Origin of the sequence: Streptomyces globisporus, from assembly GCF_003501885.1 — a bacterium.
Classification (GTDB): domain Bacteria; phylum Actinomycetota; class Actinomycetes; order Streptomycetales; family Streptomycetaceae; genus Streptomyces; species Streptomyces globisporus_D.
On the sequence record NZ_QWFA01000086.1, the window covers coordinates 1 to 23,532 of the forward strand.

Consider the following 23,532-nt stretch of genomic DNA (forward strand, 5'->3'; position numbering starts at 1 on the left):
GCGCACCCCCTCCGGCCGCCCCCTGCCGTACTGACGGGCCCCGCCCCCCGACCTCTTCGGGCGCGCGCCGATGCGCCCATGCGAGTTTCGGGACATCCGTCCCCCTCAGGGGGCTTCCGTCCGCGTTACGGGTCATCCGGGTGAGGGCCGCCGTCCAGCGGGCCGTGCCGACGCGGTCTGTCCTCGTACCGCCGCGGGTCCGGCCCCGACAGCGGCGCGAGCTGCTCCACCAGTGCCTCCAGCTCCTCGACGGCGTACTCCGTCTCGCGGCGGATGTTCTTGTGCTCCGCGACGATGGCCCCGAGCAGCAGCGCGGTGAGCGCGACGCATCCGTTGAGCAGCGAGAGATTGGCCATGATCTCCATCAGGCTGTGCCCGGCGAACGGTCCCAGCGCGTCCGTACCGGCGAGAATGGCGAGCACCGAGACGACCAGGGCGCACGGCGCGCTGCCCGGCAGCTGGAAGCGCAGGGCCGACCAGATGATCACCGGGAACACCAGATAGATCATCGACAGCGAGCTGCGCGTGGCGAGCAACGACGACACGACCACGACGACCGCGAGAACCGACGCCTCCAGCCACCGGTCGCTCGGGCGGGGCCACCGCACTCCGCGCAGGACCAGCAGGACCGGGGTGACCACCAGCACGCCCATCGCGTCCCCCGCCCACCAGGCCGCCCAGACCAGCCAGAACCGCCCCGGCGGAACCTTGCCGTCGAGCAGCAGCGTGAAACTGCCGATGGTGGCGCTGATCAGCATCCCCGCGAACGCGCCGAGGAAGACCAGGCAGACGCCGTCCCGCAGCCGGACCAGCTCATTGCGGAAGCCGACCCTCCGCAGCAGGGCGTACGCGGCCAGCGGGGCGACCGTGTTGCCGAGCATGATGGCCAGACGGCTCACCGTGAACGCGTCGCCGATCTCGGTGACCGTGACCAGCGTGCCCAGCGCGATGCCCGGCCAGACGCGGGCGCCCAGGCACAGCAGCGCGGCCAGGGCGATACCGGTGGGCGGCCACAGCGGAGTGACGACCGCACCGTCGATGACGACCTGGCGCATCAGCCCGAGCCGCCCCGCCAGGTAGTAGGCGCCGGCCACGCCAAGGATCTGTGCCACGTACACGGCCCGACGTCTGGCTTCCCTGCTGCGGATCACACCACTCATCAGACACCGACCGCGGTGGGAGTCGGCAGGTGACACGCGCGGTACGGTCCGGCGTCACCGGGCTCCGCGGCGGGCGGCGGCATGCCGCAGGACCAGGACGGCGGCGTCGTCCTCGTGGCCCGTCATCTCGGTCGCGCCCAGGACCTCGTCGGCCAGCTGCGCCGCTTTCGCCCCGGCGTGCGCGGCCACCAGCTGCCGGACCCGTTCCAGTCCCTCCTCGATCAGCAGCGACGGCCCCTCGACGACCCCGTCGGTGAGCAGCACGATCGCCCCGTCGCAGTCGAGGGTGCGCCGGGTGACGGGATAGCCCTCGCCGGGCTCGATGCCCAGCGGCATGCCGCCCGGGTCCTCCGTGACCCCGGACCGGCCCCCCGTGGTGGCCCACACGGACGCCACGTGCCCGGCCCGGGCGCTGTGCAGCTCCCAGGTCGTCGGGTCCAGCCGCAGGAACGTACAGGTCGCGAAGAGCCCGGAGTCCACGGACACCAGCAGATCGTTCGTGCGGCTCAGGATCTCGCCCGGATCGGACGCCGTGCCCGCGATGGCCCGCATCGCGATCCGGACCTGCCCCATGAAGGCGGCCGCCTCGACGTCATGCCCCTGTACGTCGCCGATGGCGAAGCCGAGCGCCCCGTCCGCGAGGGGGAAGCCGTCGTACCAGTCGCCGCCGATGTCCAGGCCGTGGCGGGCCGGTGCGTAGCGGGCGGCGGACTGCAGACCGGGGAGCGTGGGCAGGGCCGCCGGAAGCATGTCGCGCTGGAGGGCCTGCGCGAGTTCCACCCTGGCCTGGTGGAACTCCACCTCGCGCCGAGCGCGCGCGGTGAGGTCCTGCAAGGTGTTGAGCAGGTCCTCGGCGCTGGCTGAGCGGGGAGTCCGACGCCGGTTCATGTGCCGCTCCGCGGTGCGTTAAGTCCCTGAATCATATGGCGGGTCACCCGCAGCGGCGACTGCGGCGACCGCGTACCCACGGACGCGGTGGCGCGCCGTTCAGGAGGGGCGGGCGCGATACAGATCGCGGAGGAGGGCGACCTCGGCACCGTGGTGCAGCACCTCCTGGTTGACCCACCAGACGACGTCGACAAAGAGATCCTCGGCGTCGCTGCCGTTCGGATACGTGCTGTACCCGACGGTGTCCAGGGCGGTGTCGTCGGCGGTGAGCAGCGCCTCGCGCCAGGAGGCGGAGGCGGTCTCGAAGGCGGCCACCGCCCCGGCGGCGTCCCCCGGAGTGCGGTAGTCCTCGCGGGAGAGCGTCCTGCCGCCGTGGGTGTGGTCGGCGCGGAGGGCGAGCATCTCGGAGAGATGGCTCAGGCGCCACGCGATGGTGGTGAACGGCGGGGGAAACGGATGCGGGGAGCCCGCCGTGTCCCGTCCCCAGTCACCGGCCCCGGCCAGAGCGGTCGCCCGCGCCCCGGGCCCGTCGCCGCTACGGCGTACGGACCAGCAGTCGGGCACGGGTTCCCAGAGGTACTCGTCGTCGCCGAGCGGGGTGACGCCGATGTCGACGCCGTTGCCGCTGTCCATGACGGGACCGGCCAGGCGGGCGAGGAGCCGCTCGCAGGCGAAGTCGAACTGCTCCAGCAGGGGGATCAGGCGCGGTGGTGTGGTCACCGGTGGAGCGTGCCACAGCCGACGGGCGGGCGCGCGCCGTTTCCGGCGGCGGCCGACGGGCTCGGCCGGACGGCCCGGCACCGCACGGTCCGCCGCCGGACGGTGGCCGGATGGACGCTCGTACCGAGCCGTTGTCAGTGCTCGGTGGGATGCTGCCCGCATGGACGAGCTGATGAGGCAGCGACGGGTGTACGGCACCGACCACGACGACCCCCGCCCGGGACCGAGGCCGGGGCACGACTACCGCGAGCTGGTCGGCGGCCCGCTCGACGGGCTGCTGCTCGACGTCACCGGCTGGGGCGAGGCGGATCTGCGTGACGGCGTCGGGCTGGTCACCGAGATCGGCGCCTACGGGCCCGGCGGACGCGCCGAGTACGGGCCGCGGTCGCCGGACAGCCACCAGTGGGACTGGCGTGGCGACGTGCGGTGAGGAAGGCCGGGTGGTGATGGCAGGGGCGGCAGGAATCGAACCTGCGACATACGGTTTTGGAGACCGCCGCTCTGGCCGCTGAGCTACGCCCCTTGGGTACGGGCTGAAGCCTGGCACGCCCCCGAGCTCGCGCCAACTGGATTACGCGGGTGCGGCTTTGCGCGGGTATGACGTTGAGCCGGGGGAGGGGATGCGGACTGGTCCGGGCCGTCCGATAGGTTGGCCGGTCATGTGGGCTTTGAGCGCGGTCGGACACCGGCGGCTGGGTGCGGTGGGATCCCTGGCGATCGTCGGCGGCGGCTGGTTCGCCGGAAAGCTGCCGGTCCACGACCCCTGGGGCCTGTGGACCGACCACGGGTCCGCCACGAAGGCCGTGGCCGCCGCCGTCGCCTACATCGGGCTGACCGTGCTCGTCGTGGCCTGGTGGCAGTACGGCAAGACCGCCTCCACCGCCCGCGACACCCTCGTCACCCTCGCCTGGTGGACGGCTCCGTTCCTGCTCGCGCCCCCGCTCTACAGCGCCGACGTCTACAGCTACATCGCCCAGGGCTCGATGGTCGTCGAAGGGCACGACGTCTACACCGTCGGCCCCTCCGCCCTGGATCCCGGCGGAATCGGCGGCGATGCAGCAGCGAGCGTCGGCAACCACTGGCGCGACACCCCCGCCCCCTACGGGCCGCTCTTCCTGCTGATCTCCGCCGCCGTCGCCTGGACCACCGGTGGCACGATCGTTCCCGCCGTCCTGGCGCTGCGGCTCGTCGCACTCGCCTCGCTCGCCCTGATCGTCTGGTCCCTGCGCCGCCTGGCGCGCGAGCACGGCCGCAGCGAGAGCCGCGCCCTGTGGCTGGGGGCCCTCAACCCGCTGCTGCTGATCCATGTGGTCGGCGGCGTGCACAACGACGGGCTGATGATCGGCCTGATGCTCGCCGGTTTCGCCCTGGCCCTGCGCGGAAAGTGGATCGCGGGCAGCGCACTGGTCGGACTCGCCATGATGGTCAAGTCGCCGGCGGCCGTGTCGCTGCTGTTCATCGGGGTCCTCGTACACGCCGCCGCGACGGGCCCCGAGTGGCGCCGCCGGGCCAAGGGGCTCCTCGCGCCCGGCCTGATCGCCTGCGCGGTCGCCGCAGGGGCCACGCTGGTCAGCGGCACCGGATTCGGCTGGCTCACCACCCAGGGCGTCGCCGCGAACATCCACACCGCGCTCTCCGTCACCAGCGACCTCGGCCTCGGTCTGGGAGAGCTGGCCCACCTGCTGCTGGACGTCGACGCGGAGCCGGTCAAGTCCGCCGTCCAGACGCTGGGCCTGGCGGTCGCGGTCGGCCTGATCCTCGTCCTGGGCCGCCGCGCGATGCGCGGCACCTTCACGCCCGCCCACGCGCTGGGTCTCTCCCTGCTCGCGCTGGTGGCCCTGTCGCCCATGGTCCAGCCCTGGTACCTGCTCTGGGGCACGGCCGTCGTCGCCGCGACCGCACCGTACGGGCGCCTCTCCGCCGTTCTGATCGTGCTCTCGACGGCCCTGGTGTACGAGACGCACCCCATGGGGGCCACCCCGCCCTACGGGTTCGCCCTCGCCGGACTCGCCGCCGTCCTCGGCACCCTCGCGATCCGACGGACCCCCGTCGTGCCCCCGGGCGTCCGGCTGCCCCGCCGGCGCAGCCCCGAGGACGCGACGGAGCACCAGGACAGCGCGGCTTCCCCGGCTCCCGCCCCGGCCCCGCAGAACACCCCGTGAACAAATCCCCTCGACGCTCCGCAAGATCCTCCGTTACGCTGGGCGGGTCCTGTTGTCTCCGATAGAGGTGGACGTTGCGCATCTGAGGTCCGCGATCATCGCGCGGTACGGCCCTGGCCCGTACACGGTCACGACGCTGTCGGCTCTTCTGCCGCCCGTGACTTCCGCGTGGATGCGACCTCGGTGCTGAGCAGTCCCTCACCTTCGCAGGACTGTTCTCCCCACCACTCTCCGGCCCCCGGCCGGGTCGCCGCGTGCTGTTCGCATACGAAGCCCCTTGTTCCTCCGCTTCCGACTGCGAGAACTCCCATGAGCCATCCCACCGCGCCCGGCGCCTCCGTCGCCGCCTCCAACCTCACCTTCCGGTGGCCCGACGGCACGAACCTCTTCGACGGGCTCTCCCTCACCGTCCCCCGGGGCCGCACCGGTCTGGCCGGGGCCAACGGCGCCGGCAAGTCGACCCTCCTGCGCCTGTTCGCAGGACTCCTGCGCCCCGCGTCGGGGTCCGTCACCGTTGGCGGAAACCTCGCCTACCTGCCCCAGAACATCACCCTGGACACCGGTCTCCGCGTCGACGCCGCTCTCGGTATCGCCGAGCGGCGGGCCGCCCTGCGCGCCATCGAGTCCGGCGACGTACGGGGGGAGCACTTCGAAACCGTCGGCGACGACTGGGACGTCGAGGAACGCACCCTGGCCACCCTCGGCTCCCTGGGGCTCGGCGCCGTCGAACTGGACCGCACCGTCGGGCAGTTGTCCGGCGGCGAGACCGTCCTCCTGCGCCTGGCCGCGCTGCTCCTGGAACGCCCGGACGTCCTCCTCCTCGACGAACCGACCAACAACCTGGACCTGTTCGCCCGCCGCAGGCTCTACGACGCCGTCGACTCCTGGCGCACCGGCATCCTGATCATCGTCAGCCACGACCGGGACCTGCTGGAGCGCGTCGACCGTATCGCCGAACTCCGCTCGGGCTCGGTGAGCTGGTACGGGGGCGGCTGGTCCGCGTACCAGGAGGCCCTCGCCACCCAGCAGGAGGCCGCCGGGCGGATGCTGCGCGCCGCCGACGCGGACGTACGCCGTCAGCAGCGCGAGCTGGAGGAGACCCGGATCAAGGTGGCCCGCCGCCAGCGCCACGACAAGAAGCTGGACGGCCAGCGGAAGGCCCCGCGCATCGTCGCGGGGGAGCGCAAGCGCTCGGCCCAGGAGTCCGGGGACCGGCTGCGCGGACTGCACGAGGACCGCCTCGACGAGGCCCGCGAGCGCAGGGAGGAAGCCGCCGAGGCCATCCGCCGCGACGCCGAGATCAAGGTGAGCCTGCCCCATACCGCGGTGCCCGCGGGTCGCACCGTCCTGACCGTACGGGACCTGAGCCTCCCCTACGGGCGGCTGCGCGAGGGCAGCCTCCATGTGCAGGGACCCGAGCGTATCGGCCTGATCGGCCGCAACGGGGCCGGCAAGACCACCTTCCTGCGCACGCTCACCGGGGAACTGGCGCCGAGCACCGGAGAGGCCAGGGCGGCGGTGCCGTTGAAATTCCTCCCGCAGCGCCTCGACGTCCTCGACGACGCGCTGAGCGTCGCCGACAACGTCGCCCGCACCGCCCCCGGCACCACCGACAACCAGATCCGCTCCCAGCTCGCCCGGTTCCTCTTCAAGGGCGCCCGCGCCGAGCAGCCGGCGGGCACGCTCTCGGGCGGCGAACGCTTCCGGGCCGCGCTCGCGGCGACGATGCTCGCCGCCCCGGCCCCGCAGCTGCTCCTGCTGGACGAGCCGACGAACAACCTCGACCTGGCCAGCGTGCGCCAGCTGACGAGCGCCCTGGAGTCCTACGAGGGGGCGCTGCTCATCGCGAGCCACGATCTGCCGTTCCTGGAATCCGTGGGCATCACCCGGTGGATCCTGCTGGAGGACGAGCTGCGGGAGAGCGACGCGGACGAGATCCGCGAACTGTTCGGGAGCGCGGAAAGTACGCGGGCGGGCACGGTATGACGGGCGTCGACCTGGGCCCCTGCGTCGTCCTGATCACCGGGGTGATGGCCGCGGGCAAGTCCACCGTGGCCCAGCTCCTCGCGGAGAGCCTGCCGCGGGCGGTCCATGTGCGCGGCGACGTCTTCCGCCGCATGATCGTCTCCGGCCGGGCGGAGATGACACCCGACGAGGCCGATGAGGCGCGGCGCCAGCTCGATCTGCGCCAGCGGATCTCCGCGCAGGTGGCCGACGCCTACGCGGACGACGGATGGACGGCCGTCGTCCAGGACATCGTGCTCGGCGAGGACCTGGGGCGCTACGTCGACCGGGTCCGCACCCGCCCGCTGCACGTCGTCGTGCTCGCGCCCTCGCCGGGAACCGTGCGCGAGCGGGAGGAGGGGCGGGGCAAGACCGGGTACGGGGCGTGGACGGTCGAGGCCTTCGACGCGCATCTGCGGAGCGGGACGCCGCGTATCGGGCTGTGGCTGGACACGTCCGGCCAGACGCCCGATGAGACGGTTTCGGCCATCCTCGACGGACTGCGCGGGTGAGCCGCGTGCGGGCCGCCGCGAGGTGACTCGGAGATGCGGGGCGGGTGCGGTGCGGGTGGCGGCGGGCTCTCAGGCCGCCTCGTAGCTGTGGGCCCGCCCGCCCCGCCACTCCACCCAGACCGGGTTGTCGAGGATCCGGTCCGCTTCTTCGAGGCCGGCCTCGCTCAGGAACACGATCACGTCGTGGTCGCTGTGGGCCAGCCCGAGTATCTCGTCCCGGCCTTCGTAGTGCACGGTCACCCGGCGACCGCCCGAGGGGGTCGGACGGTGGATGACGATCGGGGGATTTGCCATGCGTCCACCCTGCGACGCGCCCCGCACCCTCGCATCCCCGGCCGGACCTCTTCGCGAGCGGTCCGACGGCGGCCCGGAAAAGGCCTCCGCACCGCCCCCGGGGGCCGCGGGGGCCCTCAACGCCCGGCGGGCGCGAGTTCCACCGTTGTGGTGACGCGGACCAGGGAAGGGCTGCGCGGGGCGGAGCCGAATCCGAAGGCGACCGGCGGATCGAGCGGGGCGAGCGCGCCCAGGCCCACCCCGTCCAGCACGGCGTCGGCGGCCACGACGGGCCGAAGCCCTCGCGCCCCGTACCACTCGCGCCGCCCCGGGCCCGCGCGGCCCAGGGTGCGTACGCCGGGCATCAGCAACCGGGCAGGTACGTCGCACAGCGCCGCCCAGACCGGGCTGCGGGCGAACGGGGCCGGCACGGCGGACAGCATCAGGCCGAGGGCCGACCGGCGGCCGGTGCGCAGCCGCAGGCGCAGCGGCCCCGCCTCGACGAGCCAGACGGAGTCCCCGGCCGGGGCGACGGCGGTGACGGACACGGGCACCACCTCGATCCGGTCGAAGCGGTAGGTGGCGGCGACGAAGTCCGCGATCCTTTGGGACGGGGCCAGCAGGACCCGTTCGCCGTCCGGATGCTCGACCATGACGTCGCTGAACGCCCCGAACGGCGAACGCGGCCAGTGACCGACCACCAGCCGGGTTCCCGAGGAGGTCCCCACACCGGCGATCCAGCCGTCGAACCGCAGTCGCTCACCCGTCACGACCGCCAGTCTGCCCCGGCACGGCCCCGGATCACTCGAAGCGGGACGTGTCCCCGGCTCCGCGGCGTACGATCTCGGGCTCGTCGCCGGAGAAGTCGATGACCGTGGTCGGCTCGGTGCCGCAGTCGCCCGAGTCGATGACGGCGTCCACCTCGTGGTCGAGCCGCTCCTTGATCTCCCAGCCCTGCGTCAGCGGCTCCTCCTCGTCCGGCAGCAGCAGGGTGCTGGAGAGCAGCGGCTCGCCGAGCTCGGAGACCAGCGCCTGGGTGACGACGTGGTCGGGGATGCGTACCCCGACCGTCTTCTTCTTCGGGTGCAGCAACTGGCGGGGGACCTCCTTCGTCGCGGGGAGGATGAAGGTGTAGCTGCCGGGAGTGGCCGCCTTGACCGCGCGGAACACGTCGTTGTCCACGCGGACGAACTGCGCCAGCTGCGCGAAGTCGTGGCACACCAGCGTGAAGTGGTGCCGGTCGTCGAGATTCCGGATCGACTTGATCCGGTCGATGGCGTCGCGGTTGCCCAACTGGCAGCCCAGGGCGTAGCACGAGTCGGTCGGGTACGCGACGAGCGCACCGGACCGGATGCTGTCGACCACCGTGCCGATGGTGCGGGGCTGGGGATTTGCGGGGTGCACGTCGAAGTACTTGGCCATTCGCCGAGCTTACGCGTTCGGGCAGGACCGGGAGAGCCCTGCGCACGGAAGCGTGAAGGGGCGGACCGCCGCGCGACGGTCCGCCCCTTCTTCCGTTTCGTACGCCGGTGTTCACCGCCGGGCCGGTCAGACCGCGGCGGCTCCCACCAGCTCGTCCAGGACGTCCTCCATGGTCACGAAGCCGATGACCGTGCCCTTGCCTCCGGTGACCGCCGCGAGATGCGTACCGGCGGCACGCATGGCGGTGAGGGTGTCGTCGAGCGGGGTGTCGATCTCGACCCGGATGACGGGGTGGAGGGCGCTCGTCGGCAGCGCCTTGGTGCGCTCCGCGACACCGAGGGCGTCCTTGATGTGGAAGTAGCCCAGCAGCCCGTCGTCCGGGCCGGTGACAGGCAGTCGGGAGAAGCCCGAGGCGACCGCGGCCCGCTCCAGGCCCTGCGGGGTGATGCCCAGGTCGACGGTGACGGTCCGGTTCAGCGGGACCATCACCTCGCCGACCGGCCGGGTCCCGAGCTCCAGGGCGTCCCGCAGCCGCTCGCCGTCGGCCGGGGCCAGCAGCCCGGCGTCGCTGGAGTCCTTCACCAGACGCACGAGCTCGTCGTCGGTGAACACCGACGCGACCTCGTCCTTGGGCTCCACCTTGAGCAGCCGCAGCAGCATGTTGGCGAAGGCGTTGATGCCGAAGATGACCGGGCGCAGCGCCCGGGTCAGGGCCACCAGGGACGGCCCCAGCGCCAGGGCGGTGGCGACGGGGGCGGCCAGCGCGATGTTCTTCGGGATCATCTCGCCGATGAGCATGTGCAGATACGTCGCCAGCGTCAGCGCGATCACGAACGCGATCGGGTGGACCAGCGGTTCGGGCACGCCGACCGCGTCGAACGGCGGCTCCAGCAGATGGGCGATGGCCGGTTCCGCGACGGCGCCCAGCACCAGCGAGGAGATGGTGATGCCGAGCTGCGCGGTCGCCATGGCGGCCGACAGGTGTTCGAGGCCCCACAGGGTGCTCTTGGCCCGACGGCTGCCCCGGACGGCCTGCGGCTCGATCTGGCTGCGGCGGACCGAGATGAGCGCGAACTCCGCGCCCACGAAGAACGCGTTGGTGAGGAGGGTGAGCGCGCCGATGGCGAGCTGAATCGTGGTCATCGGGCGTCCTCCTCCACGAGGGCCAGCGCCGGAGCGGGCGCGGTGATCCGGACCCGGTCGGCCCGGTGGTGCTCGATGTCGAGCACGTCGAACTGCCAGCCGTCGACCTCCACCCGGTCCGCGCGGACGGGGATGCGGGCCAGCTGGTTGGCGAGCAGTCCGGCGAGCGTCTCGTACGGGCCTTCCGGCGCGGTGAAACCGATCCGGTCGAGCTGGTCCAGCCGGATGCTGCCCTCGGCCGCCCAGACCTGGCGGCCGTCGCCGAGCGGCTCGGCCGGTGCGAGGTCGGGGCGCTCATGGGGGTCGTGCTCGTCACGGACCTCGCCGACGACCTCCTCCACGATGTCCTCGACGGTGGCGACCCCCGCCGTACCGCCGTACTCGTCGATCACCACGGCCATCGTCCGGTGCTTGCGCAGCTGCGCGAGCAGCCGGTCGACGGGCAGCGAGTCGGGCACGAGGAGCGGCTCGGTGGCGAGCGCCGTGACCGGGGTCCGGGGCCGCTCCGACTCGTCCAGGGCGAGGATGTCGCGGATGTGGACCGTGCCGATGACCTCGTCCAGGCTGTCCCGGTAGACCGGGAAACGGGACAGGCCGGTGGCCAGCGTGAGGTTGGCGGCGTCGGCCGCGGTGGCGTGCGCCTCCAGCGCCCGGACGTCGACGCGCGGCGTCATGACGTTCTCGGCGGACAGCTCGGCCAGGTGCAGGGTACGGACGAACAGCTCGGCCGAGTCCTGCTCGATGGCGCCCTCGCGGGCGGAGTGCTGGGCGAGCGCGATCAGCTCCTGCGGCGTACGGGCGGAGGCCAGCTCCTCGGCCGGCTCCAGGCCCAGTCGCCGCACGAAGCGGTTCGCGGTGTTGTTGAGGTGCCGGATCAGCGGGCCGAAAGCCGCCGTGAACGCCCGCTGCGGGGTCGAGACGACCTTGGCAACCGTGAGGGGGCTGGAGATCGCCCAGTTCTTCGGGACCAGCTCGCCGACGACCATGAGGACCACGGTGGACACGGCCACACCGAGGAGCGTCGCGACCGTGGACACGGCGCCGGACGGCAGCCCGACTGCCTCCAGCGGGCCGCGCAGCAGCACCGCGAGGGACGGCTCGGCGAGCATGCCGATGACCAGGGAGGTCACGGTGATGCCGAGCTGGGCGCCGGAGAGCTGGAAAGTGAGCCGCTTGGCCGCCTTGAGTGCGCTCTCGGCGCCGCGCTCACCGGCCTTCGCGGCGCGTTCGAGCTCGCTCCGCTCGATGGTCGTGAGCGAGAACTCCGCCGCGACGAACACCGCACAGGCCAGTGTCAGCGCGAGGGCGAGGAGAAGAAGGACCACTTCGCTCACCGTGTCACCTCCGTCCCCTGGTGTGCGGGGTCGGGGATGACACGGTTCGTACTGGGAGGCTCACCCATTGCGGTGCTGCAGCTCCTTCTCTGTTCGGGTCGTCGGGATCGACGGTGGGGGACGGGTGTGAAACCCGTCTGATAGATAGTAAAGGGAACGCAAAGCAATGGGGGGGTGGCGGGTGTCACACGGAGTGCCGCCCGGGGGAAAGCGCCTCGCGGTGGGTGACGGGGCGCGGCTGCGGGCGGTCGGCCGCGATCTTGATGGCCGGAACCGTGCGTAGCGGTCGCGGGCTTGGGAAATCCTTTACCTCCCGGGAGCTTCTGCCCGGCGAGGAGGCTCACGCCCCCCTCGATCGCCCATCCAAAGAAGGAGCGGACGCCGCACATGGTGTTCAAGAAGTTGCTCGGAGCCCTCGGGGTCGGTGGCCCCTCGGTCGACACCGTTCTGCAACCCGGTCCGGCCCTGCCCGGTGGTCCCCTCTCCGGAGAGGTCCGCCTGCGCGGCGGCGGGTCGGACGTGACGGTCGACCGGATCTCCCTTCTCCTCGTCGCCCGGGTCGAGAGGGAGGGCCAGGAGGAAGAGGACGAGGGCACGGTCGTCCTCGAACGGTTCACCGTCGGCGGAGGGTTCCGGCTGGCGGAGGAGGCCGACCACACGGTGCCCTTCTCCGTCACCCTGCCGTGGGAGACGCCCATCACGGAACTCCACGGCCAGCACCTCGGCCCCGTGCTCGGCATCCGGACGGAGCTGGAGATCGCGGGGGCACGCGACAAGGGCGACCTCGACGCGCTCGCGGTGGGACCGCTGCCCGCGCAGGAAGCGATCCTGGAGGCCTTCGGCCAGCTCGGTTACGCCTTCAGCTCCGCGGACCTGGAGCTCGGCCACATCCGCGGCACCGGCCAGCAGCTCCCCTGCTACCAGGAGATCGAGATCCTCCCGCCGGCCGGCCACGCGCAGGCCGTGAACGAGATCGAGGTGACCTTCATCGCCGCACCGGGCGGCCTGGAGGTCGTCATCGAGGCGGACAAGCGCGCCGGGCTCTTCTCCGAAGGCCACGACACGGTTCACCGCTTCACCGCATCCCACCACGCGGCCCCGCAGACCGACTGGAACGCCCAGGTCGACGCCTGGCTGAAGGAGGTCATCGCCGGCCGCGAGGCCCATGGAGCGCCGTCCTCGTACGGTGACGACCACGGCGACCGGCACCGCTCGGGCCCCGGCGCGGGCGCGGTGGTGGCCGGGGTCGCGGCGGGCGTGGCCGTGGGGGTCGTCGGCGGCATGGTCGCGGCCGAGGTAGTCGACGAGATCGGCGACGCCTTCGAGGGCGAGGAGGGCGAGGAGGACGAGGAGGAGGGCTGAACAACCGCAGAGGCCCCGGTCCACCGGGGCCTCTGCGCCTCACCGTGTCCTGCGGTGGTCGTAGGAGATCGTGAGCCACGGCACCACCAGCCCCGACCAGAAGAGAATCTGCGGCCAGGACCGGTCGGTCCACGGGACCTGGGTGATGAGCAGGGCGCACAGCGTCGTGAAGGACGCCTGACCGACGACGACGCGGGCCCACACGTCGCGGCGGATCAGGGAACGCACGTTCAGTCGCACGCCGGTGCGGAGCCGGCGATACGTGCGCCAGGCTCCGAAACCCCAGATCGCCGCCATGCAGCACAGCAGCCAGATCCGCTGGCCCGGCGGCAGGGGCAGTTCGCGCTGGACCGGATCGTCGGCGGTGGCGAACAGGTCGATCGTCACTCCCGCGGCGACGACGCAGGCGATGGCGAGCCAGCGGGTGCCGCGCAGCAGGCGGAAGGTGGCCTTGTCGAGACCGCTGCGCAGCGAGGCGTTCCCGGGCGCCACGGCGAGCGCGTCGGCGTACAGTTCGGTCGCCCGGCGCGGCAGGCTCTTGTCGGGCTCCGCCGCCTTCGCGGTCTGCCGGGCCAACGCCTCGCGATGCGTGGGGTCGATTCGCAGGATCGCGCGCTCGAACTCGTCCGCGTCCTCCTCGGCCCTCGACATCTGCGCGATGAACAGGGCGATCTCGTACGCGTAGACCTCCTCGGGGCCGAGCCGGATCGCCTCCCTGGCCAGGGCCGCGCCTTCCGTGGCCAGGGCGGGCATGTCCTCGCCCGCCAGCTCCGTCTTCCCGGACTCCTGCGCGAAGCGGACCAGAGCCCGCCGGAACACGACATCGGCGAGCATCGCGTAACCACCCCAGAACTCCGGGCTGATGCGGACCGCCTCGCGCAGGGCCTCCTCGGCGGCGGCGATCCCGCCGGGCGTGAACCGGACCGCCTGGGACCGGACGAGGAGCGCGTCGACGTACTCGGGATGACGCTCCAGGGCCTGGTCGGTCGCTTCGAGTGCCTCCTTGAACCGCTGCCGCTTCAGCTCGGTGCGGGCCAGAGCGACCCAGGCGCGGGTGTGGTCGGGGTCGTGCGCGAGCAGCTGGGCGAGAAGGGCCGCCGCGTCCTCGTAGCGGCCGATCTCATGGAGGGCCTCGGCCCGCTGCAGCTCCGCCTGGGCCGTCGTCACAGCTTGCGCCTCTTCTTCAAGTAGGTCACGAGGTCGTCGTACATCCCGCCCTCGTTCGCGAACATCGCCACGTTCCGGGCCGCGGCGAGCCACGGCTCGCTCGAAGGCACCACGACCTTCGCCGCGGCCAGCAGGTCCGGCGTGCCGATCATGCGGATGGTCCCGGTCCTGGCGGAGTCCAGCAGCGCGGTCTCGGCCGCCGTCTCGCAGACATGGGCGAGGTCGGCGCCCGAGAGCCCGTCGGTCGCCTTGACGACGCGGCTGAGGTCGACGCCTTCCACCGGGCGTTCGCGCAGATGGTAGCGGAGGATCGCCTCCCGGGCCTCGGCGTCCGGCGGCAGGACGAGCAGCGTGCGGTCGAGTCGCCCCGGACGGCGCAGGGCGATGTCCATGTCCCAGGGGACATTGGTCGCGGCCAGGACGAACACACCTTCGTTGGCGTCGGAGTCGATGCCGTCCAGCTCGGTCAGGAGCTGGTTGACGGTGTTGCGCATCCCGCTGTTCTGCGTGCGGCTCCGCTTCCCGCCCAGCGCGTCCAGCTCGTCGAGGAACACGACACAGGGCGCCTTGCGCCGGGCGGTGCTGAAGACCTCGTGCATGTTGCGCTCGGAGTTGCCGATCCACATGTCGAGAACGTCGTTCACGGACACGGACAGGAAACTCGCGCCGAGTTCACCCGCGACGGCCCGTGCGATGAACGTCTTTCCGCAGCCGGGCGGACCGTACAGGAGCAGCCCGCCGCGCAGGCTCTTGCCGTAGAGCCTGCGCAGTTCGGGATTGCGCATCGGGGCCAGAAACGCGGCTTCGAGGCGGTCCTTGACCTCACGCATCCCGCCGACGTCCGCGAGGCGAACCGCCCCGGGTCCGGTCACGTCGAAGGCGTCGGCGTCCCCCGGGTCCCCACTCCCGTCCACCGTCAACGCGGACTCCACGAAGCGCGGTTCGACGATACCTTCGACCTCCTCCTCGGCGGCCCGCCAGTTGAACCCCGGGCCGGACGGAGCCACCTCGGGGTCGGGCGCGGGTCCGCCCATCGCCCGCATCAGCAGCTCCCGCACGGCTGCGTCCCCCGGCGCGTGCTGCAGGGCCACCGCCGCCTCGGAGACGGCGGCCTCGTGCGCACCCGAGGTGAGAAGCAGCTCGGCCAGGTGCAGGCGTAGCGGTACGTCGTCGGGAGCGGCTGCGACAGCGCTGCGCAGACTCCGGATCAGCGGGGATTCGTGAGCGGAAAGATCTTCGGGCATCGTCCCTTTGTAAGTGGGCCTCCTGACGGGAGTCCAGGCGGGGTATGGCCATGGGTCACGGCGTCACGCAGGTGCTCAGGCAGTCCGCGGTGTCCCGACCGAGCGCGTCGATCTGCATGATGCCGGCCACCTCGACGTGCCCCGGCGCGGCAGACGGAGGAAGCTGGGGAGCGAAGGCCACCCACCTGGACAAGGAGTCCCATGAACCCTGGAACCCCTCCGCCCGATCCGCGGCACCGGCGCCCCGAAGGCGTCACCGACACGACCGTCGAGGCGCTCGGTGCCCTGTCGAAGGCGCTGGAGACAGCGGAGCGTGCCCGGGGCGCCCTGTACGACTTCCACCAGCTCACCGGGAGCGCGGACCTGGCCCTCGACGATGCCGTACGACTGCTCCGCGCGGCGGGACACGGGCGCCGGGCCGATCAGGTCGAACAGGAGATCCTGGGCCGCAACGTCATTCCCGGGCACTGGACGTTCCAGATCGTCGAGGAGTACAACACCACCTACTACGACGTGTTCCGGGCGATCGAACGGGAGATCAGGCAGGAACTCGCCGAGGGCCGCGACCACCTCTACGAAGCCGAGATGAAGGCGGCACGGCGGACCGAGGGGCATCCGGACCACAGCGCCGACTGACGTGCTGTACCTACGAGTTGACGCATGCCCACCCCGGCGTACGCCCCGCGATCCCGGGCACACGGAGGTCACCGCTCGGAAGGAGCTCCCCATGCTCGGTACAGCTGCCGCAGTCCTGTTCTTCATCGCGTTCCTCATCAACGCGGCCGACATCTCCACCAACGACGTGTTCGCGTCGACCAACGTGATGCTGCTCGGCCTCATGCTCCTCGCCCTCCACGTCGCGGGCGTGGGCGCGGGCACCCGGATCGGCGGCTCGCGCCGACGCTGAACCGTCCCCTCACGGCCCCACCGCCCATGCGACCGGCGGTGGGGCCGATGCCTGGCGTCGGCCGGTACCCCCGGCGCCGTCACCGAACGTAGCCGCACGAGATGCGGAGCGCACCGACTCCGGTGACGCTGGGGCTCCGGTCGCGCACACAACGCCGGTCGCCGACGGAGGACCCACGACGGAGGACACCCCCATGAACCTGTACGACAGCCCGGAGGAGCGAGCCCGCCGCACCCGTGAACGCGCCGAGGAACTGGGCCGCGCCGCCGACCGGGCCACCGACCCCGAGCACCGTCGACGACTGCGGGCCAAAGCCCTGCGGCTGCTCCGCGAGGAGCCCACGCCCGACCCGGGTCGCTAGCCGCGGCCGTACGGGAAAAGCCGATTGCCCGGGCGCCCGCCGCCCGGGTAGCGTCACGCGCCGTGACCCCCACTCTGCGCACCGAGAGGCTCCTGCTGGAGCCGTACGCCCCCGAGGACGAAGAGGACTTCGTCGCCCTGTTCCAGGACACCAGGGTGTCCCGATGGATGGGCGACGGCCCATCATCCGAGGCGGAGGACCGGGCGCTGTTCGGACGTGTCTTCACCAAGGTCTACGCCCAGGATCTCTTCGCCGTCTGGGCCGTCCGCCGCGACGGCCGCCTGGTCGGGCACGCCGAGATCAAGCGGACCGACACCGTCGACGGCCACGAGATCATCTACGCCCTCGCGCCCACGGCGTGGGGCTCCGGCCTGGGCACCGAACTGGCCCGGGCCGTCGTCGCCCACGGCTTCGACAGCCTCGGACTGGACGAGGTCCACGCCACCGTCGCCGCCGCGAACGAGGCCTCGCTGACCCTGCTGGACAGGATGGGCTTCGCGTACGTGAGGGACATCGAGGAGGACGACGGCAGCACCACCCGCGTGCTGACCCTCCGCCGCTGACCTCCGGCGGCCGGTCGCCCGGTGATCGGGATCGCCCGGTCGGTCAGGCCGGTGCCGCCCCCTGCGCCGCCGCCTCCCTGCGTCGTCGCTGCTCCGTGACGTCCGCGACGGGCGCGCCGAGCATCAGCGCCCGTGTGTAGGGGTGCCGGGGCTCGGAGGTGACGCTCCGCGCGTCGCCGCTCTCGACGAGTTCGCCGCCCCGGATCACCGCCACCCGGTGGCTCATGAAGCGGACCACCGTCAGGTCGTGCGTGACGAAGAGATGGGCGACGCCGGACTCCTCCTGGATCTCCAGCAGCGGTTCGAGCACCGTGCGCCGGGTCGTCAGGTCCAGGGCCGACACCGGCTCGTCGCAGATCACCAGCCGGGGCAGCAACGCCAACGCCCGGGCGATGGCGACGCGTTGGCGCTGCCCACCGGAGAACTCCCGGGGCAGCCGGTCCGCCGCGTCGGCCGGCAGACGTACCCGGTCGAGGAGTTCGGCGATCCGGGCGAGCCCGACTGCACGCGGGCCGGCCCGAGGACGGCCCGGCCGATCGTCGTCCTGCCCGAACCGGACTCGCCCACCAGACCGAGCGTCTCGCCCGGCCCGATGTCGAGGGAGACCCCCCTTGGGGATCTCGGCGCGGGGCGCGCGGCGGCCCCGCCCGGGGTAGGAGACGCGCAGGTCGCGGACGCGCAACAGGGCGTCAGGCAGGCCGTCGGAAGCCCCGGTGGCGCCTCGGTCAACGGTGCTGGTCATACGGGGTGCTCCTCGCCTCGCGCGGCTGCCACGGCTCCCGGGCCGACGCGTCCCACGACATCCCCGACGACCGGGTCGCCGGGGTGGAGGCCACCGTCTTCGCCGAATCCATCACGGGCTTCGACGATGTGACGACCCTGCTGGTGCCGCGCCTCCCGTCCGTCGCGGCCGCCGCCTGGACCGGCAGGGCTCCCGACGGGGACGACCACCGCATCCGCCTCGCCCACCACGGCCGGCTCCGGGAGCAGCGAGGACTCGCCTACCTGGCTTCCACCGAGATCTCCCTGGCGGGGGCCACCGACGCGCCCTCGACGCCATGGCGCTTGAGTGCCTCCGCGACGAAACCGCCCGCCTTCATCTCCTCCACGAACGACGCCAGCAGTTCCTGCGCCGCCGCCCCTCGTCCGGCCGGTACCCCCATGGCCTGCTGGATCACCATGAACCGCCCGGGCAGCACCCGTACGCACTCCTCCCGCGCGGCCTCGGCCTCCAGCAACTGCCGGATCCCGGCGGCCACGTCGACCTCGCCCGCCCGCAGGGCCGCGAGCGCGCGCGGGGCGCCCTCCAGCCGGACGACCTCGGCGTGGCGGATCTCGCGGGTGAGGAAGAGGTCGTAGGCGGACCCGGCCCCTACCGAGATCCGGGTGCCGTCGCGGTCCACCTGAAAGTTCTCGGCGATCGGGGCATGCTCCGGCACCAGGTAGCTGCCCTCGATGAGGACGTAGGGGGCGGTGAACCGCAGCCCCTCGCCCCGCGCCGGGTCGACCGCGAAGAACCCGATGTCCGCCCGCTCGGCCCGTACCGCGTCGACCGACAGCGCGGCCCGCTCGAAGGCCACCAGCTCCACGGGCACCCCGAGCCGCCGCCCGAACTCCCGGGCCAGATCGACGGAGACCCCGGCCGGCTCCCCGCTCACCGAATCCCGGTGGGCCAGGATCGGGTTGCCGAGGTTGATCGAGGCACGCAGGGCGCCGCCGGGCGCGAACGCGGCGACCAGGGCGGCGGACGTCGGCTGCTGAGTCATGGAGCCGAGTCTACGGGGGAGCCTCTGGCGGTCGACCGGCGTACGGGACAGGGCTCCCGCCCGACCGGCCCCCCGGAGCTACCAGGGGACCGCACCACGTACTCACGCCCCCACCGTGCCGTCCACCCCTTCCCGCAGCAGGTCCGCGTGACCGTTGTGGCGGCCGTACTCCAGCAGGACGTGCACCATGACCATCCGCAGCGAGACGTCCTTCTCCCAGCGCGGCTGACGCCCCACCAGGTCCAGCGAAGCCGCCTCCCGCTCGATCCGGCGCGAGGTCTCCACCTCCGCCTCCCAGGCGGCGAACGCCTCGGGTCCGGTCGAGGCGCTCGCGTCGTACGCCGCCTGGAAGTCGAACGGCTTCTCCGACCACACCATCGGAGCCTCCTCGTCCTCGAACACCCGCCGGAACCAGGCGCGTTCCACCTCCGCCAGATGCCGGAGCAGAGCCAGCAGCGACAAGGTGGACGGCTCCATCGACCGCTCGCGGAGCTGCTCGTCGCTCAGCCCCGCGCACTTCAGGGCCAGGGTGCCGCGGTGGTAGTCGAGAAAGGCCCGCAGCGTCTCGCGCTCACCGCCCAGGAGCGGGGGCCCGACCCGGTCGTCACTCTTCATGATCATTATCCTCGGTCCGTGGTGCCGGCCGACAGTATGTCCGTCCGGGCGTTCCCCTGGCAGCCGGGTTTCCGCGCAGCCGCCTCTAGGCTGTGGGCCATGGACGTACGAGAACTGCTGCGGCGCTCCGGGGGGCCGGTGACACGCGACCGGATCGCGGACGACCTGGCCGCGCTCGGCCTCGGACCGGGCGACACCGTGATGTTCCATACGCGCCTGTCCGCGATCGGCTATGTCCCGGGCGGCCCCCAGACCGTCATCGACGCCCTCCTCGACGTCGTCGGCCCGACCGGCACGCTGATGGTCGCCTGCAGCTGGAACGACGCCCCGCCGTACGACTTCACCACCTGGCCCGGCGCCTGGCAGGACGCCGTGCGTGCCCACCATCCCGCGTACGACCCAGAAGTGAGCGAGGCCGACCACACGAACGGCCGCCTCCCCGAGGCCCTGCGCCGACGGCCGGGGGCGGTGCGCAGCCGCCACCCCGACGCGAGTCTCGCGGCGCTCGGCCCGTCCGCCGCCGCGCTGATGGCCGACCACCCCTGGGACGACCCGCACGGCCCCGGCAGCCCGCTGGCCCGCCTCGTCGCCCTCGGCGGCCGGGTCCTGCTGCTCGGGGCGCCCGGCGAGACGATGACGCTGCTCCACCTGGCGGAGTCGCTGGCCCAGGCACCCGGCAAGCGGTTCGTGACGTACGAGCAGCCCGTCCGCGTGGACGGCGTCCGGGTCTGGCGCACCTTCCACGACATCGACTCGACGGACGGCGCGTTCGACTACTCCCGTGTCGTGCCCGGGGGGCAGGACCCGTTCGCGGTCATCGTCCGGGCCATGCTCGACGCGGGCATCGGCCGGACCGGCACCGTCGGGGCGGCCGAGAGCCGCCTGTTCGATGCCGGTCCCGCCGTCGACTTCGGCGTCCGCTGGATCGAGGAGCACCTGAACGCCCCCGCGTGACGGTCGGCCAGACTGCTCAGGCCAGCCGCACCTTGACCGTCTGCGTCGCCCCGCGCGTACCGGACAGATAGCCGAAGACGAGGCGCAGCGATGCGCCCGTGGTCGCCGACGTCACCGTTGCCGGCTTCGATACGACCGAGGCGACGGCCCGGTTCCAGGTGAGGGTCAGGCTGGTGCGCGCCCGCATGGGGTCGCTCACGCACACCGTCGCCGTCCCGTCGGCGTGCTCGGTCACCATCACCGAGCACGGGGCGTCCGCCACCAGCGGCCCGACGCTCCCGCCGAACCAGAAGTTGACCGCCGTCAGCCCGAGCGATGGGACCGCAACCCCCTGCTGGTCGTCCGTGTTGGCGAGCACGCGCAGCCAGCCGCTGTCCGCCGCCCGTGCCGCCGTGCGCTGTTCCGACGCGCCGGGCAGGAGCTGGTACGCGTACGTGGCGTCCGACGGGTCCGTGCCGTGGTCGAACCAGAGGGTGAGGTACTTCCGGGAGACCGGATCCGTGGAGCCCGCCCGGTTGATGTCGCGCCAGCGCCCCGTCCGGTTCTCCCGCAGCGCCTTCACGCTCGCCCCGCCCGGGAACACGTAACCGCCGTGCCCGGCCAGGTGCGCCCAGGACGCGCCGGACAGCGTCGCCGACCAAGGGGCGGAGACCGGTTTCGCCGAGCCGTCGACGGTGAACGGGGCGTTGCCCGTCGGCCCCAGATTGCGGTTGTCGACCGTGGTCTCCGCGGCCGTGCCGTCGCGGCCGTGGATGCCCGCGCCCAGACACACCACCGTGTCGTCGAGGAAGAACCACGACTTCTTCGCCATCAGCGTGCTGGACAGGCCCTTGAGGTACTGGCCCACGGCGGCGCGCTTGGTGTCGGTGACCCCGCCGACCCAGTTCACATCCGGGAGCGCTACGCCCCAGTCGCCGCCCGCGCCGTCGGCGAGCACCTTGCGCGAGACCGTGGTGCCGGGCAGCCGGTACGGGTCGACGGTGGGCCAGAACGCGTCGCTGTACTGGCCGTTGGCGAAGGTGTCGCCCCACCAGTAGAGCATTCCGTTCCCGGTGTGCCAGCCGCGCAGGTTCTCGCCGTTGCCGGTCTCGTAGAAGGTGATCCGCCGGTCGGCCATGCTCAGCGACGCCGCCCAGCCGGGACGGCGGTGGGTGGCCCGGGCCATGTCGGGGAAGAGCCGGTGGCCCGCCGGCTCGGCGATCGAGGTGAGGGAGGTGTCGTCCAGGACGCTCTTGATCCGGGCCAGTGCGGTGAGCCCGAGCGAGGGGTTGCTCAACGGCGGGCTGTAGTAGTCGCGTTGCGCCCAGCCCTTGACGAGCGCCCGCCACCGGGCGTTCTCCGCGGCCGAAGCTCCCCGCCCCAGCAGCACGATCGAGGCCATGATGGGGTGCCCGCGCCGGTGGTCGTCGACCTCGCCCCGGCTGATCGCGCGCCCCGCGACGGAGTCCATGACCAGGCCGTTGTAGAGGAACGGGGCCCACGCGTTCTCCACCGCGTCGAACACCACCTGCCGCTTCGGGTCGGTCACCTCCCACGTGGTCCCCTTCAGCAGCGCGAACAGCAGGCCGAGGCCGCCGAGCATCACCGATCCGTAGCTGCCGGTGTAGGGCACGGTGGTGTGCTGGATGAACGAGCCGTCGGCGTACAGCCCGTCGCCCTTCGTCACCAGCGGGAAGACGGGGGAGAGTGCGTCCCGGGCCAGCGCGATCTTCGCCGCGCTCCCGCCGACGACCCCGCGCAGGGCCAGCACCCGGCACAGGTCGACCCGGTTCGCCCCGGTACTGGTCCCGGTGTACGAGGCGACGGCGGAGTCCGGTACGAAATGGTCGACGGCGGCGCAGTAGCGGGCGAGCCGCTCCGCGGTGATCGCGTCGTACATCAGCACGCACACGTCCAGCAGGGCCTGCGGGGCGCCGATCTGCCAGCTGTACCAGTTGCCGTACCGGGTCTGCCCGTCGTTGTAGACCTGGGTGTTGAGGTGTTCCAGGCCGGTGAGCACGGCGTCGCGCAGGTCGGTGTTCCCGGTCAGTCCGGTGCCCTGCTGGCGGTAGGCCTGGGCCATGGTGTTCAGGCGGATGAAGCTGTCGGCCATCCGCCCGGAGAATACGTACGACTCGGCGTCCGTGTCCGGGTCGGGATCCGCGAAGACGGCGTCGGGCCAGAGCGAGCCGTCCGCCGGGGCCATTGTCTTCAGCCACTGCGACGCCTTCGCGCCGAGATCGGCCAGCCGGCTCTTGAAGGGCTCGGCGGTCGGGCTGAACCCCTCACCGAGGATCAGCGCGCTCCATGTCGTGCGGAGCGCGGTGTACGGGTCGTCCTCGGGGGCGGCGGATGCGGCGCCGGGCGTGGCGAGCATCAGCGCTCCGCCGCCCGCGGCGGTGAGCGCCGCGGAGGTGGCCAGGAAGGTACGGCGGGACCAGGCAGAAGTCATGGGAGAGCTCCGGGTCGGTGACGTGTCTCCGGCGGGAACCCGGCGCGCGGTGCATGGGCAGACACTGAACCGACCCCGGGATCCGACTGTTCTGAGCGGGCGGGCACTTTCTAGCAGCCGCCTGACGACTCGCTCAATGACTTTGGCTGAATTGATCGTATCGATCGGTTCTCCGGGCGTGTACGTCACTCTCGGGCAGGAACCGGCGTGCGCCCGTCGCACGGGGCAAAACTCCGCTCGGATCGTTTCGAGCGGATGCGATCGATATGGTTGAGAGCCCAGCCGTCTCCGAGTCCAGGGGGATCCATGCGACTGCACGTCGACCAGCGCCACGAGCGGGTGCTCGAACTCGTCCGCGAGCGCGGCAGCCTGCGCGTCGCCGAACTCGCCGAGGAGCTCGGCATGTCCGCCGTCACCCTGCGCCGGGACGTCGAGGCGCTGGCGGCCCAGGGTCTGGTGGAGCGGATGCACGGCGCGGTGGTGTGGCCATCCGGGCAGTCCCGGCCCGCCCCGGCCCCCGCACCCTCCGCCGAAGGGCTGGTGG

At 72.3% G+C, this 23,532-nt stretch carries 24 protein-coding genes, 1 tRNA gene and 2 pseudogenes; 12 read left to right on the forward strand and 15 right to left on the reverse strand.

The window, feature by feature from the left end; all coding sequences use genetic code 11:
* Positions 1-125 precede the first annotated feature (125 nt).
* From D3105_RS17450 to D3105_RS17460, 3 genes are all read right to left on the reverse strand, one after another.
* Positions 126-1,151: an MASE1 domain-containing protein gene (locus tag D3105_RS17450; protein ID WP_165891033.1), complete on the reverse strand. Its 1,026-nt coding sequence runs from the start codon at positions 1,149-1,151 to the stop codon at positions 126-128.
* 63 nt (positions 1,152-1,214) lie between these two features.
* Positions 1,215-2,048, reverse strand: coding sequence for a PP2C family protein-serine/threonine phosphatase (locus tag D3105_RS17455; protein WP_118904104.1), 834 nt, complete (start codon positions 2,046-2,048; stop codon positions 1,215-1,217).
* A gap of 99 nt (positions 2,049-2,147) precedes the next feature.
* Positions 2,148-2,768, reverse strand: coding sequence for a DinB family protein (locus D3105_RS17460; protein WP_118904105.1), 621 nt, complete (start codon positions 2,766-2,768; stop codon positions 2,148-2,150).
* Between the two features lie 160 nt (positions 2,769-2,928).
* On the opposite strand from D3105_RS17460, the gene D3105_RS17465 reads away from it, so the two are divergent.
* Complete coding sequence (locus D3105_RS17465; RefSeq protein WP_003964175.1) at positions 2,929-3,198, forward strand: hypothetical protein; 270 nt, start codon at positions 2,929-2,931, stop codon at positions 3,196-3,198.
* Positions 3,199-3,215: 17 nt separating this feature from the next.
* Here D3105_RS17465 and D3105_RS17470 read toward each other — a convergent pair.
* Positions 3,216-3,291, reverse strand: a tRNA-Trp gene (locus D3105_RS17470).
* 136 nt (positions 3,292-3,427) lie between these two features.
* Here D3105_RS17470 and mptB point away from each other — a divergent pair.
* From mptB to D3105_RS17485, 4 genes and pseudogenes are all read left to right on the forward strand, one after another.
* Positions 3,428-4,930 carry a polyprenol phosphomannose-dependent alpha 1,6 mannosyltransferase MptB gene (mptB, locus tag D3105_RS17475; protein ID WP_118904106.1) on the forward strand — a complete coding sequence of 501 codons (1,503 nt, stop codon included), beginning with the start codon at positions 3,428-3,430 and terminating at the stop codon, positions 4,928-4,930.
* A gap of 309 nt (positions 4,931-5,239) precedes the next feature.
* Positions 5,240-5,839, forward strand: a pseudogene (locus D3105_RS36070) (ATP-binding cassette domain-containing protein); the annotation flags it as partial.
* Positions 5,840-5,974: 135 nt separating this feature from the next.
* Positions 5,975-6,916, forward strand: a complete 942-nt coding sequence (locus D3105_RS36075) for an ATP-binding cassette domain-containing protein (protein WP_425315743.1) — start codon at positions 5,975-5,977, stop codon at positions 6,914-6,916.
* Complete coding sequence (locus D3105_RS17485) at positions 6,913-7,446, forward strand: AAA family ATPase (RefSeq protein ID WP_118904108.1); 534 nt, start codon at positions 6,913-6,915, stop codon at positions 7,444-7,446. The genes D3105_RS36075 and D3105_RS17485 overlap by 4 nt, the downstream gene beginning before the upstream one ends.
* A 69-nt stretch (positions 7,447-7,515) precedes the next feature.
* On the opposite strand, the gene D3105_RS17490 is transcribed toward D3105_RS17485, so the two are convergent.
* The 5 genes from D3105_RS17490 to D3105_RS17510 form a co-directional block, all read right to left on the reverse strand.
* Positions 7,516-7,740: a hypothetical protein gene (locus D3105_RS17490; protein ID WP_065480053.1), complete on the reverse strand. Its 225-nt coding sequence runs from the start codon at positions 7,738-7,740 to the stop codon at positions 7,516-7,518.
* A 116-nt stretch (positions 7,741-7,856) separates the two neighbouring features.
* Positions 7,857-8,489, reverse strand: coding sequence for a hypothetical protein (locus D3105_RS17495; RefSeq protein ID WP_118904109.1), 633 nt, complete (start codon positions 8,487-8,489; stop codon positions 7,857-7,859).
* Between the two features lie 31 nt (positions 8,490-8,520).
* Positions 8,521-9,141, reverse strand: a complete 621-nt coding sequence (locus D3105_RS17500; protein WP_030717770.1) for an L-threonylcarbamoyladenylate synthase — start codon at positions 9,139-9,141, stop codon at positions 8,521-8,523.
* Positions 9,142-9,267: 126 nt separating this feature from the next.
* Positions 9,268-10,284, reverse strand: coding sequence for a hemolysin family protein (locus D3105_RS17505; RefSeq protein WP_118904110.1), 1,017 nt, complete (start codon positions 10,282-10,284; stop codon positions 9,268-9,270).
* Positions 10,281-11,618, reverse strand: coding sequence for a hemolysin family protein (locus tag D3105_RS17510; protein WP_118904111.1), 1,338 nt, complete (start codon positions 11,616-11,618; stop codon positions 10,281-10,283). Before D3105_RS17510 ends, D3105_RS17505 begins: the two co-directional genes overlap by 4 nt.
* 387 nt (positions 11,619-12,005) lie before the next feature.
* Here D3105_RS17510 and D3105_RS17515 point away from each other — a divergent pair, with 387 nt between their 5' ends.
* Entirely contained in the window at positions 12,006-12,980 is a 975-nt protein-coding gene (locus D3105_RS17515; protein WP_118904112.1) for a sporulation protein, read from the forward strand.
* A 39-nt stretch (positions 12,981-13,019) separates the two neighbouring features.
* Here D3105_RS17515 and D3105_RS17520 read toward each other — a convergent pair whose 3' ends face one another.
* A complete protein-coding gene (locus tag D3105_RS17520; RefSeq protein ID WP_118904113.1) occupies positions 13,020-14,147 on the reverse strand; it encodes a tetratricopeptide repeat protein in 1,128 nt (375 codons plus the stop codon).
* The gene (locus D3105_RS17525) at positions 14,144-15,391 is read right to left on the reverse strand and encodes an ATP-binding protein (RefSeq protein WP_118904114.1); all 1,248 of its coding nucleotides are present in this window, start codon (positions 15,389-15,391) and stop codon (positions 14,144-14,146) included. Before D3105_RS17525 ends, D3105_RS17520 begins: the two co-directional genes overlap by 4 nt.
* 201 nt (positions 15,392-15,592) lie before the next feature.
* On the opposite strand from D3105_RS17525, the gene D3105_RS17530 reads away from it, so the two are divergent.
* From D3105_RS17530 to D3105_RS17540, 4 genes are all read left to right on the forward strand, one after another.
* Entirely contained in the window at positions 15,593-16,027 is a 435-nt protein-coding gene (locus tag D3105_RS17530) for a hypothetical protein (RefSeq protein ID WP_118904115.1), read from the forward strand.
* Positions 16,028-16,118: 91 nt separating this feature from the next.
* Positions 16,119-16,298 carry a hypothetical protein gene (locus D3105_RS17535; protein ID WP_010069830.1) on the forward strand — a complete coding sequence of 60 codons (180 nt, stop codon included), beginning with the start codon at positions 16,119-16,121 and terminating at the stop codon, positions 16,296-16,298.
* A gap of 193 nt (positions 16,299-16,491) precedes the next feature.
* Complete coding sequence (locus tag D3105_RS34590) at positions 16,492-16,659, forward strand: DUF6381 family protein (RefSeq protein WP_165891034.1); 168 nt, start codon at positions 16,492-16,494, stop codon at positions 16,657-16,659.
* Between the two features lie 62 nt (positions 16,660-16,721).
* Positions 16,722-17,222, forward strand: coding sequence for a GNAT family N-acetyltransferase (locus D3105_RS17540; protein WP_118904116.1), 501 nt, complete (start codon positions 16,722-16,724; stop codon positions 17,220-17,222).
* 43 nt (positions 17,223-17,265) lie between these two features.
* Here D3105_RS17540 and D3105_RS17545 read toward each other — a convergent pair.
* From D3105_RS17545 to D3105_RS17560, 3 genes and pseudogenes are all read right to left on the reverse strand, one after another.
* A pseudogene (locus tag D3105_RS17545) lies at positions 17,266-17,964 on the reverse strand (ATP-binding cassette domain-containing protein).
* Between the two features lie 259 nt (positions 17,965-18,223).
* Positions 18,224-18,988, reverse strand: a complete 765-nt coding sequence (locus tag D3105_RS17555) for a transporter substrate-binding domain-containing protein (RefSeq protein ID WP_118904117.1) — start codon at positions 18,986-18,988, stop codon at positions 18,224-18,226.
* A gap of 102 nt (positions 18,989-19,090) precedes the next feature.
* Positions 19,091-19,603 (reverse strand): DinB family protein, encoded by a 513-nt coding sequence (locus D3105_RS17560; protein ID WP_118904120.1) that lies wholly within the window; start codon positions 19,601-19,603, stop codon positions 19,091-19,093.
* A 99-nt stretch (positions 19,604-19,702) separates the two neighbouring features.
* Here D3105_RS17560 and aac(3) point away from each other — a divergent pair, with 99 nt between their 5' ends.
* Positions 19,703-20,557 (forward strand): aminoglycoside 3-N-acetyltransferase, encoded by an 855-nt coding sequence (gene aac(3), locus D3105_RS17565; protein WP_118904118.1) that lies wholly within the window; start codon positions 19,703-19,705, stop codon positions 20,555-20,557.
* A gap of 16 nt (positions 20,558-20,573) precedes the next feature.
* Here the strand turns inward: aac(3) and D3105_RS17570 are convergent, their stop codons facing one another.
* Positions 20,574-22,988, reverse strand: coding sequence for a polysaccharide lyase 8 family protein (locus tag D3105_RS17570; RefSeq protein ID WP_118904119.1), 2,415 nt, complete (start codon positions 22,986-22,988; stop codon positions 20,574-20,576).
* 306 nt (positions 22,989-23,294) lie between these two features.
* On the opposite strand from D3105_RS17570, the gene D3105_RS17575 reads away from it, so the two are divergent.
* Positions 23,295-23,532: DeoR family transcriptional regulator (locus tag D3105_RS17575; protein WP_133305689.1), on the forward strand; the 238-nt coding region annotated here is incomplete at its 3' end.